The sequence below is a fragment of the Stenotrophomonas sp. STEN087 genome, from assembly GCF_056759115.1.
The window spans coordinates 1-14119 of record NZ_JBRRCR010000096.1; the positions used below are offsets into that span (position 1 = coordinate 1).

Here is a 14119-nt window from a genome sequence, read left to right on the forward strand (position 1 = left end):
CGAAGGCGGCACCGGTTTGAATCTCCTCGCCCCAGCGGGGTTGGATGTTTTTTTCAATCGTGGGGGCCTTGGGGCCGTCCGGAGTTGATCCAATCGGGGTCGGCTCCCGATTCGCGGTATCCGACCCCATGCAGGTTCAGTGCAGCAGAATGAGGGTGGCCAGGCCGAGGAAGCTGAAGAAGCCCATCACGTCGGTCACCGCGGTCACCACCACGGTGCCGGCCACGGCCGGGTCCACGTTCATGCGCTTGAGCAGCAGCGGCAGCAGCACGCCGGCCAGCGCCGCGGCCAGGAAGTTGATGATCAGCGCCAGGGTGATCACCAGCGACAGCAGCAGGCTGTGGAACCACAGGAACGCGATGAGACCGACCAGCAGGCCGATCAGCGTGCCGTTGATCAGCGCCACGCGCGCTTCCTTCCACAGCAGGATGCGCGCATTGCTCTGGCCCACCTGGCCCAGCGCGATGCCGCGCACCATCAGGGTCAGCACCTGCACCGCCGCGTTGCCGCCGACGCCGGCGACGATCGGCATCAGCACTGCCAGCGCCACCACTTTCTGCAGGGTCAGTTCGAACTGGCCGATCACGCTGGCGGCGAGGAACGCCGTGCACAGGTTGATGCCCAGCCAGACCACGCGGCCGCGCACGGCACGCTTGATCGGCGAGAACAGATCCTCTTCCTCGTCCAGGCCGGCCGCGCCCAGTGCCTGGTGCTCGGCCTGCGAACGGATGATGTCCACCACGTCATCGATGGTGATGCGGCCGAGCAGGATGTTGTTGTCGTCCACCACCGGCGCGGACACCCAGTCATGGTCGGAGAACTGCCGGGCGACTTCCTGGTCGCTCTCGCCGACGTCGATGGCCGGCTGTTCGTCGTCGATCAGGCGGTTGATCGGCGTGGTGTCTTCGTGGGTGACCAGCGCGGCCAGCGACACGCGGCCCAGGTACTGGTGGCGGCGGCTGACCACGAACAGGTGATCGGTGTGGTCGGGCAGTTCGCCACGCAGGCGCAGGTAGCGCAGCACCACGTCGACATTGACGTCGGCGCGCACGGTCACCACGTCCGGGTTCATCAGTCGGCCGGCGCTGTCCTCGGGATACGACAGCACCTGTTCCAGGCGCTCGCGGTTCTCGCGGTCCATCGACTTGAGGACCTCGTCGATGACCGTATCGGGCAGGTCCTCGACCAGGTCGGCCAGGTCATCGATGTCCAGGTCTTCGACCGCGGCGATGATTTCGTCGGGGTCCATGTCCGCGAGCAGGCTCTCGCGCACTTCCTCGCCGACGTGGACCAGCACCTCGCCATCGTCCTCGGGATCGACCAGCCCCCACACCACTTCGCGCTTGCCCGGGGGCAGCGATTCGAGCAGGTTGCCGATCTCGGCCGGCGCCAGCGTGTTGACGAGCCGACGCACCGGCCCCAGCCGGCCGCTGTCCAGTGCATCGGACAGCATCCGCAGTTGGCGTGCAGTCTTGTCGTGGCGTACGGCTTCAGCCATCACAGCTCCCGCGGGAAGAGAAAAGCCGCGATCCCGGCAAGGATGCGGCAAGAGGGGTGTTCAGTGCGTCATTATCGCAAGCGGATGTTTCAACGCATAGCCGCCGGGCATGGCCCGGCGCTACCGGGGATGCGTTGTGGTGGTAGCGCCGGGCCGTGCCCGGCGAGCGCGTAGCGCGGCAGTCAGGGAGTCTCGGCCACCAGCGCCAGCCAGCGTTCGATGCCGCGGCGGTCGCGCGCGGCCAGCAGCTTCGGCGCGCGCGCACGCAGTGTGGCCAGGTCGGCTTCGCGGATCGCGCGGCGCACTTCCAGCAGGGTGCCCGGGTGCAGGCTGAACTCGCTCAACCCCAGTGCCAGCAGCAGCGGGGTCATGCGCGCGTCGCCGGCCATCTCGCCACACACGGCCACCGGGATGCGATGGCGTGCGCCGGTGTCGATGACCATCTGCAGCAGGCGCAGCACCGCCGGGTGCAGCGGCGAATACAGCTCGCCCAGCGCCTCGTTGTTGCGGTCGGCGGCCAGCAGGTACTGCACCAGGTCGTTGGTGCCGATCGACAGGAAGTCGACCAGGTCGATGAAACTCTCCAGCGCCAGCGCAGCGGCGGGCACTTCGATCATCGCGCCCAACGGCACGTGCTCGGCCACCACGTGGCCTTCGCCGCGCAGCTGTTCGGTCAGCTTGAGCATGCGCCGGCGTACCGCCAGCAGTTCCTCGCGGGTGCTGACCATGGGGATCAGTGCACGCAGCTTGCCGTAGGCCGACGCGCGCAGGATCGCGCGCAGCTGGGTGTCGGACACCTTCGGCCGCGCCAGCGACAGGCGCACGCCGCGCAGGCCCAGTGCCGGGTTTTCCTCGTTGCTCAGGGTCAGCCCGGTGCGGTCGGCCTTGTCCGCGCCCAGGTCGAGAGTGCGGATGGTGACCGGTCGCCCGCTCATGCCCAGGGCGGCATCGCGGTAGGTCTGGAACTGTTCTTCTTCGTCCGGCAGCTCGTTGCGCTGCAGGAACAGGAATTCGGTGCGGTACAGGCCCAGCCCCTGCGCGCCCAGCGCATGCGCCTGGGTCACGTCCTCCAGCGATTCGGCATTGGCCAGCAGGGCGATGTCGACCTGGTCGCGGGTACGGCTGGGTTTGCTGCGCAGGCGGCCAAGCTCGCGCTGCTCGCGCGCGTGCTCCTTCAGGCGCACGCGGTAATCGCGCAGGTTGTCGGCCTGCGGGTTGACCGTGATGCTGCCGTCGGCGCCATCGATGATGAGCACGTCGCCGTCGGCGATGCGGCTGAGCACCTGCTGCACGTTGACGATGAGCGGCAGGTGCAGGCTGCGGGCAAGGATCGCGCTGTGCGACAGCGCGCTGCCGGCGGCGGTGACGATGCCGACCACGCCCTGCGCCTGCAGCTGGGCCAGCTCGGACGGGGCGATGTTGTCGCAGACCAGGATCTCGCCGGCCAGGCCCTTCACCATCGGCGGGCGGTCGTGCTGCAGGAAGGCGTGGATGCGGCCGATCACATGGTCCAGGTCGTCCATGCGGCTCTTCAGATAGGCATCGTCCATGCCATCAAAGACCTTGGCCAGGCGGTCGCGCTGCAGGCGCAGCGCGTAGCCGGCACTGTAGGGGCCGCTGCGGATCAGTTCGTCCAGGCCATACAGCAGTTCGGGGTCGTCCAGCAGCAGCGCGTGCAGGTCGAGGAATTCGCCGACATCGTGGCTCAGTGCACCGTGCAGGCGCTGGCGCAGGTCATGCATTTCCGCGCGTGCGGCATCCAGTGCGCGGTGCAGGCGGGCCAGCTCGGCCTCCACCTGCTGTGGTGCGACGCGTTGTTCGGCCACTTCCAGCGCGTGCGGCAGGCGCACCCGCGCCCGTCCCATCGCCGAACCGCGTGCGGCGCCGTGGCCGGCCAGCAGCTGTACCGGCCGTTGGCCGGTGGCAGGTTGGCCGGCGCGTGCGCGTGGCACGCTCAGCTGTCCTCGTCGAAGCGGCGCTCGAACAGGTCGACCACGGCGTCCATCGCCGCGGCTTCATCCTCGCCGTTGATGCGGATGGTGACCGGGGTACCCTGGGCAGCGGCCAGCAGCATCACGCCCATGATGCTCTTGGCGTTGATCTCACGGCCCTTGGCGGCCATGGTCACGTTGCAGCGGAATGGGGCCAGCGTCTGCACCAGCTTGGCGGTGGCCCGGGCATGCAGGCCCAGGCGGTTGCTCACGGTGAGTTCTCGTTCAAGCATCGTCGACTATCGCTCCATTACGGGTGCCCGCCGCGGCTGTGGCGGGCAGTTGATCCAGTCCCTGTTCCGGATAATTCATCACCCGCAGCAACATCGGCAGACTCAGCGCCGACACCCGGCGAACCGGGGTCCCCAACCGGGCCAGCTGCCCGGCAAGGCTGGCGGGGCTGGCGCCGTACAGGTCGGTCAGGATCAGCACGCCTTCGCCACCATCGACCCGGCGCAGAGCAGCCGAGGCGAGCGGGAGAAGGGCATCCAGGTCTGCGTCGAACGGTACTTCGAAAGCTTCGGTTTTCAGCGGCAATTGCCGCAGGAGCCGGGTCGCCACGTCAAGCAGGGCGGTCCCGACCCCGGGATGTGTTACGAGGAGAATGCCACAGGTCATTACTGCACGTTAACAGGTCGAGGTGAATTGGCGATAGCAGCAGGAGAGGGGCACTGTGTCCCGTATTCATGTATTCCGCCCAGTAGATCCACGCCATGCGTGGATGGGCCCCGCGTGGAGCAGCCAAACGCCCCCGGGGCAGCTCCGGCAGGCGTTCAACTTCGGTCGAAAGTGGTTGAGGGCAGCGGCCGGCTACGGATGCTTGTGCCGCCCTGCGGGCGGTCTCCACGCATGGCGTGGATCTACGCCCATTGTTCCGTCTTCGCTCTAAGGTCAATCCTGTTCGCGGTGGTACGTGGCCACGTCATCCCAGCCCATCTCGCGGGCGTGCCGTGCCATGCGCTCGGCCAGGTACACCGAGCGATGCTTGCCGCCGGTGCAGCCGAAGGCCACCGTCACGTAGCTGCGGGTGCCATCGCCCAGCTTGGGCAGCCAGGTGTCGAGGAAATCCATCAGCTGGGTCAGGTAGCGCTGCACGTCCGGCTGCGCTTCCAGGTAGTCACGCACGCCGGGCTCGCGGCCGCTGAGTGCACGTAGGTCCGGGTCCCAGTGCGGGTTGGGCAGCACGCGTGCATCGAACACGAAGTCGGCCTCGGCCGGCACGCCGCGCTTGTAGGCAAACGATTCGAACAGCAGCGACAGGCGCGTGGCGTGGCCCATCGCGAACTCGGTGATGATGCGCCGGCGCAGCTGGTGCACGTTCAATGCACTGGTATCGATCACCACATCGGCCTCGCGGCGCAGCGGTGCGATCAGCTCGCGCTCGCGGGCGATGGCTTCGGGCAGTGACAGCCCGAGCTGGCTCAGCGGGTGCCGGCGACGGGTGTCGGCATAGCGCTTGAGCATCGTCTCGTCGCTGGCCTCGAAGTACAGCACCTTCGTTTCCACGCCGGCATCGGTGGCCAGCTTGCGCCAGTTGGCCAGCTGGCTCAGGTCGGCCTGGCCGCGGACGTCGATGCCCACCGCCAGCCGGCGCGGCGCGCCACCGTCATGGTTCTCCAGCACGCTACGGACGAAAGCCGGCAGCAGCTGGATCGGCAGGTTGTCCGAACAGTAGTAGTCCTGGTCCTCGAAGGTCTTCAGGGCGACGGATTTACCCGAGCCGGACAGGCCGCTGACGATGATCAGGGTCGGGGCGGTGGGGGTGGGGGTGCTCATGGACAGGCTCTTGGTGATGGGGCTCAGGGCGTTCGCCGTTCCAGCAGGTTGCTGTGGCGGGCGATGAACATCGCCGCCGGGTCGATACCCTTGGTACGCAGAATGTGCAGGCGGGTGGCCGCCTCGGTCAGGACCGCCAGGTTGCGGCCGGGCATCACCGGCAGGGTGATCAGCGGCACGTCCAGGTCCAGCACGTGGCGGGTGCCCGAATCGCCGGTCAGGCGCTCGTAACCGTGCGGGGTGGGTTCGGTCATCGGCTTGGTCAGGTGGACGATCAGCCGAAGGTACTTGTTCTTCTTTACCGCCGTATCACCGAACATCTCGCGCACGTTCAGCACGCCCAGGCCGCGCACTTCCAGCAGGTCCTGCAACAGCTCGGGGCAGGTGCCATCAAGCACGTCGGGGGCGATCTGGGTGAATTCGGGGGCATCGTCGGCCACCAGGCGGTGGCCGCGGCTGAGCAGTTCCAGCGCCAGCTCGCTCTTGCCCGACCCGGCCTCACCGGTGATCAGCACGCCGATGGAGTAAATCTCCATGAACACGCCATGCAGGATGACCCGCGGCGCCAGCGTGCGCGCCAGGTGGTAGGACAGGTGGTTGAGCAGTTCATGGCCGCGCTTGGGCGACAGCCACAGCGGCGTGCCGGATTCATCGGCGGCCGCGCGCAGGTCTTCCGGGCACGCCTGGTTGCGGGTCAGCACCAGCGCCAGCGGGTGCGACTGCATGATCTTCTCGATGGTCTCCCAGCGCTGGCGCGGTTCCAGCGCGTCCAGCCAGGACAGTTCCTCGGTCCCGAGGATCTGCACCTTGTTGGGGTAGATCGCATTGAGGTAGCCAGCCAGCGAAGGGCGGCGGGAGACCGTGTTGCCGGCTTCCAGCTCGCGTTTTTCGCCGGCCTTGCCAGCGGCCCAGCGCAGTCCCAGCCGCTCGCGCTGCTGGTCGAACAGTTCGCGTGCGGTGATGCTGGTATTCATGCGGCGCTCGCCGATGGGGGAAGGTCCAGGGCCTCGCGCAGTTCCCCTGCATCGCCGGCCGCGCGCAGGGCGTCGCGGATCGACGGCGTCGAGAACAGCTCGGCCAGTTCGGACAGCAGCATCAGGTGCTGGTGGGTGTAGTGGGCGGGGACGGCCATGGCGAACACCAGATCCACCGGTTCATCGCCGCCGAAATCGACCGGGGTCTGCAACCGCAGCAGGGCGCCGCGGGGACGGTCCAGGGCAGGCGCCCGGCCGTGGGGAATGGCGATGCCGCAACCGATCGCCGTACTGCCCAGGGCTTCGCGCTGGCACAGGTTGAGGTAGATCTGTTCGGCGTTGGCCTGGCGGCAGGCCAGCAACCCGGCGGCGGCCTGCAGGACGCTGTCGCGGTCGGTGGCCGTGCAGAGCTGGGTCTGCACGGCCGCCAGGAGGTCAGTCAGTGGCATGTCTGCGGGGAGCGGTGGCGATCAGCCGCCATTGTCGCCCACCGGCAGCGGTGCGTGCTGCTGTTTTTTCTCCTTGTGCTTGATCACCAGACGGTCGAGCTTGTCCGCCAGCACGTCGATGGCGGCATACATGGTCTGGCCGCCGGCTTCGGCGTGCAGGGTCTGGCCGGGAATATTGAGGCTGGCGTCGACGTGGTGTTCGGTCTTCTGCAGCTTGAGGGTTACCCGCGCTTCGCAGTGCTGGTCGAAGTGCTTTCCGACCCGGGCCAGCTTTTCTTCAACATACGACTGCAGGGCCGGGGTGACTTCGACATCTTTGCCAAACGTTTCGATGCGCATCGGGTTTCTCCTTGTTCGGATGTGCCAATGAACCTCTCCGCCGGGCGCGGCGGCGCGTCAAGCGATTCTGACCCTTTCGTGCGAGGCGGAGATGTTCATGGCCTCACGATACTTCGCCACGGTGCGCCGCGCTACTGGGATTCCCGACGTTTTGAGCAGGTCAGCCAGCTTGGCGTCAGAAAGCGGCTTGCGTGGGTTTTCGTCATCGATCAGGCGGCGGATCATCGCCTGGATGGCGGTACTGGAAGCTTCGCCACCACCTTCGGTGTCGATGCCGGATGCGAAGAACGCGCGCAGCGGCAGGGTGCCGCGCGGCGTACGTACGTGCTTGCGGGCGATCGCCCGCGAGACGGTGGATTCATGCAGGCCCAGCTCGGCGGCGATCTCGCGCAGGGTCAGCGGGCGCAGTGCCTGTTCACCGAATTCGAGGAAGCCTGCCTGCTGCTGGATCAGGCTGCGCACCACCCGCAGCAGGGTCTCGCCGCGCGCCTGCAGGCCCTTGAGCAGCCAGCGGGCTTCCTGCAGCTGGGCGCGCAGGTAACCGGCGTCGGCGTCGCCGCAGCGGCGGATCATCTGTTCGTAGCCGCGGTGGATGATCACCTTGGGCCCGGCGTGGGCGGCCAGCGCGGCGCGCCACAGGCCGTTCTGCCGCCACACCACCACGTCCGGCACCACGTAGGTGTCCTGCGCCAGCGGTGCGATCTGGGTGCCGGGACGCGGGTCCAGCGAGCGCAGCAGGGCGACCGCGGTCTCGACCTCGGCCAGCGGCTGCTTCAGTTCCTGGGCCAGGCCGGCCACGCCGCTGCGTGGCAGGCGCTCCAGCGGGCCGGCGGCGACCTGCCGGGCCAGCGCCAGGCCGGGGGTATCGGCGGGCAGCACGTCCAGCTGCAGCTGCAGGCATTCGCCCAGGCAGCGTGCGGCCACGCCCACCGGGTCGAAGCGCTGCACCTGGTGCAGCACGGTGAGGATCTCGTCTTCGCCGGCATGGATGGCCGGCAGCAGGGTTTCGGCGATGGTCGCCAGCGGCTCGCGCAGGTAGCCGTCTTCTTCCAGCGCATCGATCAGCGCCGCGCCGATGCTGCGGTCGCGCGTCGACAGGTGCGAGAGGTGCAGCTGCCACAGCAGGTGGTCGGCCAGGGTCTCGACCTCGGCCACGCGCTCGGCGGCGCTGCCGGTGTCCTCATCGTCGTCGAAACTGCCGCTGCTGCCAGGATTGTTCCAGTCCAGCTCGGCGGGGGCCCAGTCGTCGCCGCTGGGCGCGGCCGGTTCCGGCGGCGCATCGCCGTCGGCACCGCCGTCATCGGCGCTGTCGCTGCTGGCACCGGCACCGGCATCGCTGCTGTCGGCCCAGTCCAGCAGGGGGTTGCTTTCCACCGCCTGGGCGATTTCCAGCTCCAGCTCGGTGGTGGACATCTGCAGCAGCTTGATCGCCTGCTGCAGCTGTGGTGTCAGCACCAGCTGCTGTCCCAACGATGTCTGCAGCCGAGTCTTCATGCCTATGCCGAAACGGAGGGGATGGGCCCGGCGGCCGCCGTCACAGCTTGAAGGAATCTCCAAGGTAGACGCGACGGACGTCGGCGTTGTCCAGGATCGCTTCCGGCGAGCCCTGGGCGAGGACGGTGCCCTCAGCGAGGATATACGCGCGGTCGCAGATTCCCAAGGTTTCGCGCACGTTGTGGTCGGTGATGAGCACACCGATGCCGCGCTGCTTGAGATGGGTGACGATGCGCTGGATCTCGCCGACCGAGATCGGATCGACGCCGGCGAAGGGTTCGTCGAGCAGGATCAGGCGCGGCTTGGCGGCCAGGGCACGGGCGATCTCGCAGCGGCGGCGTTCACCGCCGGACAGGCTGGCGCCGAGCTGGTCGGCCACGTGGCCCAGCTGCAGTTCGTCGAGCAGGCCACTGAGTTCGCGCTCGCGGCCGGCCGAATCCAGGTCGTCGCGCAGCTCCAGCACCAGGCGCAGGTTGTCGGCCACGGTCAGCTTGCGGAACACCGACGGTTCCTGCGGCAGGTAGCCCACGCCCTGCTTGGCGCGCGTGTACATCGGGTCGCCGGTGATGTCCTGGCCGTCCAGCACGATGCTGCCGGCATCGGCTTCGACCAGGCCCACGATCATGTAGAAGCAGGTGGTCTTGCCGGCGCCGTTGGGGCCGAGCAGGCCGACCACTTCACCGGCATCGAGGGTCAGCCCGAAGTCCTTGACGACTTCGCGCTGCTTGTACTTCTTGCGCAGGCCCTTGGCGACAAGCATTACTTCTTGCTCCCCGCCGCCGGCGCAGCAGGCGTCTTGTTCTTGGGCGGAATGACGGTACGCACGCGGCTGCCGTCGCCACCGGAATTCATCTCGCCGGTACGGGTGTTGTAGACCATGCGCTGGCCGGCATTGGTACCGCGCGCGCTGGTCACCTTGTAGTTGCCGGTGAGGGTGATGATCTCGGTCTTGATGTCGTAGTCGATCTTGTCGGCCACTGCGTCCATCCAGGTGCCGTCATCGAGCTGCTGCTTCATCTTGGCCTGCTTGCCGGTGAACACGGCACGCACGGCCTCGCCGTCCTTCATGTAGATCTCGGCCTCGGACGAACGCAGGTCCAGCGAGCCCTGGGTGATGACCACCCCCTGCGACAGCGTGGTCTTGCCATCGCCGGTGAGGTTGCCGGCCTGTGCGCCGGCATCGATGTTCATGGGCTCGTTGCGGTCGGTGGACTTGGCCTGCGCGAAGGCGGGGACCAGCAGACCAAGGGCGAGCACGGCAGCAAAGGGAATCTTCATCGGGGTCCGTTCTACCGGTGAGGCTGCCCGGTCAGGCCGGGCGGCGGGTGGGGGCTGCGGCCCTGCGCCAGTCGCAATGGCGACGTCGCGGGCCAGCGGCGGAATCAGCGTTGGGGCGTGTAGCGGCCCTTGGACTGGCTGAGGAAATGATACGTGTTGTTCTTCGAATCCACCTCGAACCCGACGCCGGACTGCTCCATGCCCGGGCGGGTCATGGTGACCCGGGCATCGGTACGGGCGCGGCTTTCCTTCGGGAACACGTCCAGGTGGTCGGTGCGGAAGGTGGTGGGTACGACGCCGGGGGCGGCGGGGCTGTCGCCGGAAACGTCACCGCGCAGCTTCATCTGGTCGCCCTTGGCGCTGAGCCAGCCGGTCTGCGCGCGCAGGGTCCAGTGCTGGCCGTCCTTGTCGGGCATCTCGAACAGCGGGGTGGTGATGTTGATGGTCTGGTCGCCGCGCTGGCGCTCCAGCAGCGGTGCGCGCAGGGTGGTCGATTCCTTGCCCTGTTCGTCCAGCGCCACGATCTGGAAGTCGTGCAGGATGTAATCCACGCCGACGTCCTGGCCGGTCTGCACCGGCCCCTTGTCGCGGTTGCGCAGGGCCGCCCAGCTGCTCAGCAGGGCCGCCAGCAGCAGGCCGACGCCGAGCACGGTGCGCCAGTTCAGCGACGGAGCATTCATGCGCCGAACCTCGCCAGCACCGCATCGATGTGTCCCTGCGCGGCCAGCAGCACGTCGCACAGCTCACGGGCGGCGCCACGGCCGCCGTCGCTGCGGGTGGTCCAGTGCACGCGCTCGGCGATCCACGGGTGGGCGTTGGCCGGGGCCACGGCCAGGCCGACCGCGCCCAGCGGCGCCAGGTCCGGCAGGTCGTCACCCATGAACGCCACCTGGTCCAGGCCGATGCCGTGCTGGGCGCACAGCGCCTGCACGCTGGCCAGCTTGTCGCCCACCGCGATCTGGGTGTCGATGCCCAGATCGGCACCGCGGCGCAGCGCCGACTGGCTGTTGCGCGCGGTGATCAGCACGGGGTGGATGCCGTGCTGCTGCAGCAGTTTCAGACCCAGACCATCCTGCACGAAGTACGCCTTGCTCTCGTTGCCGTCCTTGTCGTAGTACAGCCGACCGTCGGTGAGGGTGCCGTCCACGTCGAAGCAGGCCAGGCGGATCCGGGCCGCGGCGGCATGCAGGTGGGCGGGGAAGGCGGGCAGGGGGGACCAGGGCATCAGGGCAGCAGGCTCGGTTGGGGCGGGTGCGGGGTACAGTCTGAATGGGGTCTACCGACTCTCGGTTAAACCACCCGGGCCCGCAACAGGTCATGAATGTTCAGCGCGCCGACCGCGCGGCCCTGGCCATCGACCACGATCAGGCCGTTGATCTTGTGGGTCTCCATCAGCCGTGCGGCTTCCACCGCCAGCTGGTCGGCGCCGATGGTGCGCGGGTTGCGGGTCATCACCTCGGCGATCTTCGCCGTGCGCACGTCCAGCTCGGTATCCAGCGCGCGGCGCAGGTCGCCGTCGGTGAACAGGCCGATCAGCACGCCCTGGGCATCGACCACGGCGGTCATGCCCAGCCGCTTGCGACTCATCTCCATCAGCGCCTGGCTGAGGCTGGCCTCGGCATCGACCTTGGGCAGGTCCTCGCCGCTGTGCATCACGTCGGTGATGTGCAGCAGCAGGCGGCGGCCGAGGCTGCCGGCCGGGTGCGAGCGGGCGAAATCGTCGGCGGTGAAGCCGCGCGCGTCGAGCAGGGCCACGGCCAGCGCATCGCCCATCGCCAGCGAGGCGGTGGTGCTGGAGGTCGGTGCCAGCGCCAGCGGGCAGGCCTCGGCCGGCACGCTGACGTCCAGGTGCACGTCGGCAGCCTTGGCCAGGCTGGACTGCGGCCGGCCGGTCATGGAAATCAACACGTTACCCTGGCGCTTGAGCACCGGCAGCAGCATCAGCACCTCGTCCGATTCACCCGAATAGGACAGCGCCAGCACCACGTCATCCTCGGTGATCATGCCCAGGTCGCCGTGGCCGGCCTCGCCCGGGTGCACGTAGAAGGCCGGGGTGCCGGTGGAGGCCAGGGTGGCGGCGATCTTGCGGGCGACATGGCCGGACTTGCCCATGCCGGTGGCGACCACCCGGCCGCGGCTGCCCAGGATGGCCTGGCAGGCCTGCTGGAAGGCCTCGCCCAGCCCGTTGGCGACGGCCTGCAGCGCCTGCTGCTCGATCTCGAACACGCGGCGGCCGCTGGCCACCAGGGCGGCGGGATCGACGGAACGGGGGGGCAGGGAGGACTCGGCCATGCGGACGCCACGCAGCGGAAGTAGAATGAGGGTTCATTTTATTAGGAAAGTCCGTTGGACGCTGACACCATCCGCAATCTGATCGAAACCGGCCTGCCGGGCGCCCGCGCCGACGTGCGTGGCGACGATGGCGTGCATTTCGAAGCGACCGTGGTCTGCGAGGCCTTTGCCGGCAAGATGCCGCTGGCCCGCCACCGGATGGTCTATGCCACCCTGGGCGACCTGATGGGCGGCGCGATCCACGCACTGGCGCTGAAAACCGTGACCCCGGCCGAAGCCGGCTGAACCGCAGAAGATTCCCTATACATGGCCAAGATCGTTGTGACCGGCGGCGCTGCGCTGCACGGTGAAGTGAGCATCTCCGGCGCCAAGAACGCCGTCCTCCCCATTCTCTGCGCGACCCTGCTGGCCGATGCGCCGGTGGAGATCACCAACGTTCCGCACCTGCACGACGTGGTCACCACGGTGAAGCTGCTGGGCGAACTGGGTGCCAAGGTCACCATCGACCAGGGCACCCTGTCGCGCGGCAGCGCGATCGTGGTCGACCCGCGCTCGGTCAACCAGCACGTGGCGCCCTACGAGCTGGTCAAGACCATGCGCGCCTCGATCCTGGTGCTGGGCCCGCTGCTGGCCCGCTTCGGCGCGGCCGAAGTGTCGCTGCCCGGTGGCTGCGCCATCGGTTCGCGTCCGGTCGACCAGCACATCAAGGGCCTGCAGGCGCTGGGTGCGGACATCGTGGTCGAGAACGGCTTCATCAAGGCCACCGCCAAGCGCCTGAAGGGTGGCCACTTCACCTTCGACATGGTCAGCGTCACCGGCACCGAGAACGTGCTGATGGCCGCCGTGCTGGCCGAGGGCACCACCATCCTCGACAACGCCGCGATGGAACCGGAAGTGACCGACCTGGCGCACTGCCTGATCGCACTGGGCGCGAAGATCGAAGGCCTGGGCACCGCCCGCCTGGTCATCGAAGGCGTCGAGCGCCTGTCCGGTGGCCGCCATGAAGTGCTGCCCGACCGCATCGAGACCGGCACCTTCCTGGTGGCCGCGGCGATGACCGGCGGCAAGGTGACCGTGAACCGCGCGCGCCCGAACACCATGGACGCCGTGCTGTCCAAGCTGGTCGAGGCCGGTGCGACGATCGAGACCACCGAAGACAGCATCACCCTGGACATGCAGGGCAAGCGGCCGAAGGCGGTCAACCTGACCACCGCGCCGTACCCGGCGTTCCCGACCGACATGCAGGCGCAGTTCATGGCGCTCAACTGCGTGGCCGACGGCGTGGGCGTGATCAACGAAACGATCTTCGAGAACCGTTTCATGCACGTCAACGAACTGCTGCGCCTGGGCGCGGACATCCAGGTGGAAGGCCACACGGCGATCGCCCGCGGCCACGAGCGCCTGAGCGGTGCACCGGTGATGGCCACCGACCTGCGCGCGTCGGCGTCGCTGATCCTGGCCGGCCTGATGGCCGACGGTGACACCACCATCGACCGCATCTACCACCTCGACCGTGGCTACGAGAACATCGAAGAGAAGCTGTCTTCGCTCGGTGCCACCATCCGGCGCGTGCCGTGATCCTGCGCGGCCGCTTCAGCCCCCGCCGCAAGGCGCTGCTGGCCCTGGTGCTGATCGTGCTGGCGTGGCTGGGCTATGCCTGGTACGCCAACCTGGCCATCACCAAGGGCATCGAGCAGAAGGACATGGACTGGAATGGCGATGGCACGGTCAGCCGTGACGAGATCATCCAGTCGTTCCATGCCGTTGCGGTGAACGACAGCCAGGAAGGCAACCGCCATTGCCGCACCTTCGTCTGGCGCAGCAGCGGCCAGCAGATCCGGGTGGACTGCCGTACCGAGTTCACGCCGGCCGCGGCCGAAGAGAAGAAATAAGAAAAACGCCCGCGCAAGCGGGCGTTTTTTCGGTAGCGCCCGGGCAAGCCCCGCGGGCCCGCCCCCGCGGACCCCCACCCCCCCCGGCATGCCCCGCGCGACCCCCGGCCCCCCCCGGCCGTGAAACCCGCGCGGG

Annotated in this window: 17 protein-coding genes; 3 read left to right on the top strand and 14 right to left on the bottom strand. The window is 68.2% G+C overall.

The genetic code is table 11. From position 1 onward, the window contains the following. Positions 1-136 precede the first annotated feature (136 nt). The 14 genes from mgtE to ACVOK1_RS18040 form a co-directional block, all read right to left on the bottom strand. Positions 137-1498, bottom strand: a complete 1362-nt coding sequence (mgtE, locus tag ACVOK1_RS17975) for a magnesium transporter (protein WP_079220892.1) — start codon at positions 1496-1498, stop codon at positions 137-139. Between the two features lie 182 nt (positions 1499-1680). Further along, a complete protein-coding gene (ptsP, locus tag ACVOK1_RS17980) occupies positions 1681-3450 on the bottom strand; it encodes a phosphoenolpyruvate--protein phosphotransferase (RefSeq protein WP_481562838.1) in 1770 nt (589 codons plus the stop codon). A gap of 2 nt (positions 3451-3452) precedes the next feature. Beyond that, on the bottom strand, positions 3453-3722 hold the full coding sequence (locus tag ACVOK1_RS17985; protein WP_079220894.1) for an HPr family phosphocarrier protein: 270 nt from the start codon (positions 3720-3722) through the stop codon (positions 3453-3455). After that, the gene (locus tag ACVOK1_RS17990) at positions 3715-4107 is read right to left on the bottom strand and encodes a PTS sugar transporter subunit IIA (RefSeq protein ID WP_481562839.1); all 393 of its coding nucleotides are present in this window, start codon (positions 4105-4107) and stop codon (positions 3715-3717) included. Before ACVOK1_RS17990 ends, ACVOK1_RS17985 begins: the two co-directional genes overlap by 8 nt. A gap of 273 nt (positions 4108-4380) precedes the next feature. Then, a complete protein-coding gene (gene rapZ / locus ACVOK1_RS17995; protein WP_174213488.1) occupies positions 4381-5265 on the bottom strand; it encodes an RNase adapter RapZ in 885 nt (294 codons plus the stop codon). Positions 5266-5288: 23 nt separating this feature from the next. Then, positions 5289-6239 carry an HPr(Ser) kinase/phosphatase gene (hprK, locus tag ACVOK1_RS18000; RefSeq protein ID WP_079220896.1) on the bottom strand — a complete coding sequence of 317 codons (951 nt, stop codon included), beginning with the start codon at positions 6237-6239 and terminating at the stop codon, positions 5289-5291. Further along, positions 6236-6688 carry a PTS sugar transporter subunit IIA gene (locus ACVOK1_RS18005; protein WP_108768035.1) on the bottom strand — a complete coding sequence of 151 codons (453 nt, stop codon included), beginning with the start codon at positions 6686-6688 and terminating at the stop codon, positions 6236-6238. Before ACVOK1_RS18005 ends, hprK begins: the two co-directional genes overlap by 4 nt. A gap of 21 nt (positions 6689-6709) precedes the next feature. Continuing rightward, positions 6710-7027 (bottom strand): ribosome hibernation-promoting factor, HPF/YfiA family, encoded by a 318-nt coding sequence (gene hpf / locus ACVOK1_RS18010; protein ID WP_079220898.1) that lies wholly within the window; start codon positions 7025-7027, stop codon positions 6710-6712. Between the two features lie 57 nt (positions 7028-7084). Beyond that, positions 7085-8521 carry an RNA polymerase factor sigma-54 gene (locus ACVOK1_RS18015; protein ID WP_406232668.1) on the bottom strand — a complete coding sequence of 479 codons (1437 nt, stop codon included), beginning with the start codon at positions 8519-8521 and terminating at the stop codon, positions 7085-7087. 40 nt (positions 8522-8561) lie between these two features. Then, positions 8562-9281 carry an LPS export ABC transporter ATP-binding protein gene (gene lptB, locus ACVOK1_RS18020; protein ID WP_108768037.1) on the bottom strand — a complete coding sequence of 240 codons (720 nt, stop codon included), beginning with the start codon at positions 9279-9281 and terminating at the stop codon, positions 8562-8564. Continuing rightward, positions 9281-9799: a lipopolysaccharide transport periplasmic protein LptA gene (gene lptA / locus ACVOK1_RS18025; protein WP_108768038.1), complete on the bottom strand. Its 519-nt coding sequence runs from the start codon at positions 9797-9799 to the stop codon at positions 9281-9283. The genes lptB and lptA overlap by 1 nt, the downstream gene beginning before the upstream one ends. 104 nt (positions 9800-9903) lie before the next feature. After that, on the bottom strand, positions 9904-10479 hold the full coding sequence (gene lptC / locus ACVOK1_RS18030; protein WP_200751435.1) for an LPS export ABC transporter periplasmic protein LptC: 576 nt from the start codon (positions 10477-10479) through the stop codon (positions 9904-9906). Then, on the bottom strand, positions 10476-11024 hold the full coding sequence (locus tag ACVOK1_RS18035) for a KdsC family phosphatase (protein ID WP_481562840.1): 549 nt from the start codon (positions 11022-11024) through the stop codon (positions 10476-10478). Before ACVOK1_RS18035 ends, lptC begins: the two co-directional genes overlap by 4 nt. Before the next feature lie 65 nt (positions 11025-11089). Next, complete coding sequence (locus ACVOK1_RS18040; RefSeq protein WP_108768041.1) at positions 11090-12091, bottom strand: KpsF/GutQ family sugar-phosphate isomerase; 1002 nt, start codon at positions 12089-12091, stop codon at positions 11090-11092. A gap of 54 nt (positions 12092-12145) precedes the next feature. On the opposite strand from ACVOK1_RS18040, the gene ACVOK1_RS18045 reads away from it, so the two are divergent. The 3 genes from ACVOK1_RS18045 to ACVOK1_RS18055 are packed head-to-tail and all read left to right on the top strand — an operon-like array spanning position 12146 to position 13983. After that, on the top strand, positions 12146-12376 hold the full coding sequence (locus tag ACVOK1_RS18045; protein WP_021202589.1) for a BolA family protein: 231 nt from the start codon (positions 12146-12148) through the stop codon (positions 12374-12376). A 21-nt stretch (positions 12377-12397) separates the two neighbouring features. Next, on the top strand, positions 12398-13669 hold the full coding sequence (gene murA / locus ACVOK1_RS18050) for a UDP-N-acetylglucosamine 1-carboxyvinyltransferase (RefSeq protein WP_108768042.1): 1272 nt from the start codon (positions 12398-12400) through the stop codon (positions 13667-13669). Next, complete coding sequence (locus ACVOK1_RS18055; RefSeq protein ID WP_481562841.1) at positions 13666-13983, top strand: EF-hand domain-containing protein; 318 nt, start codon at positions 13666-13668, stop codon at positions 13981-13983. The genes murA and ACVOK1_RS18055 overlap by 4 nt, the downstream gene beginning before the upstream one ends. Positions 13984-14119 lie beyond the last annotated feature (136 nt).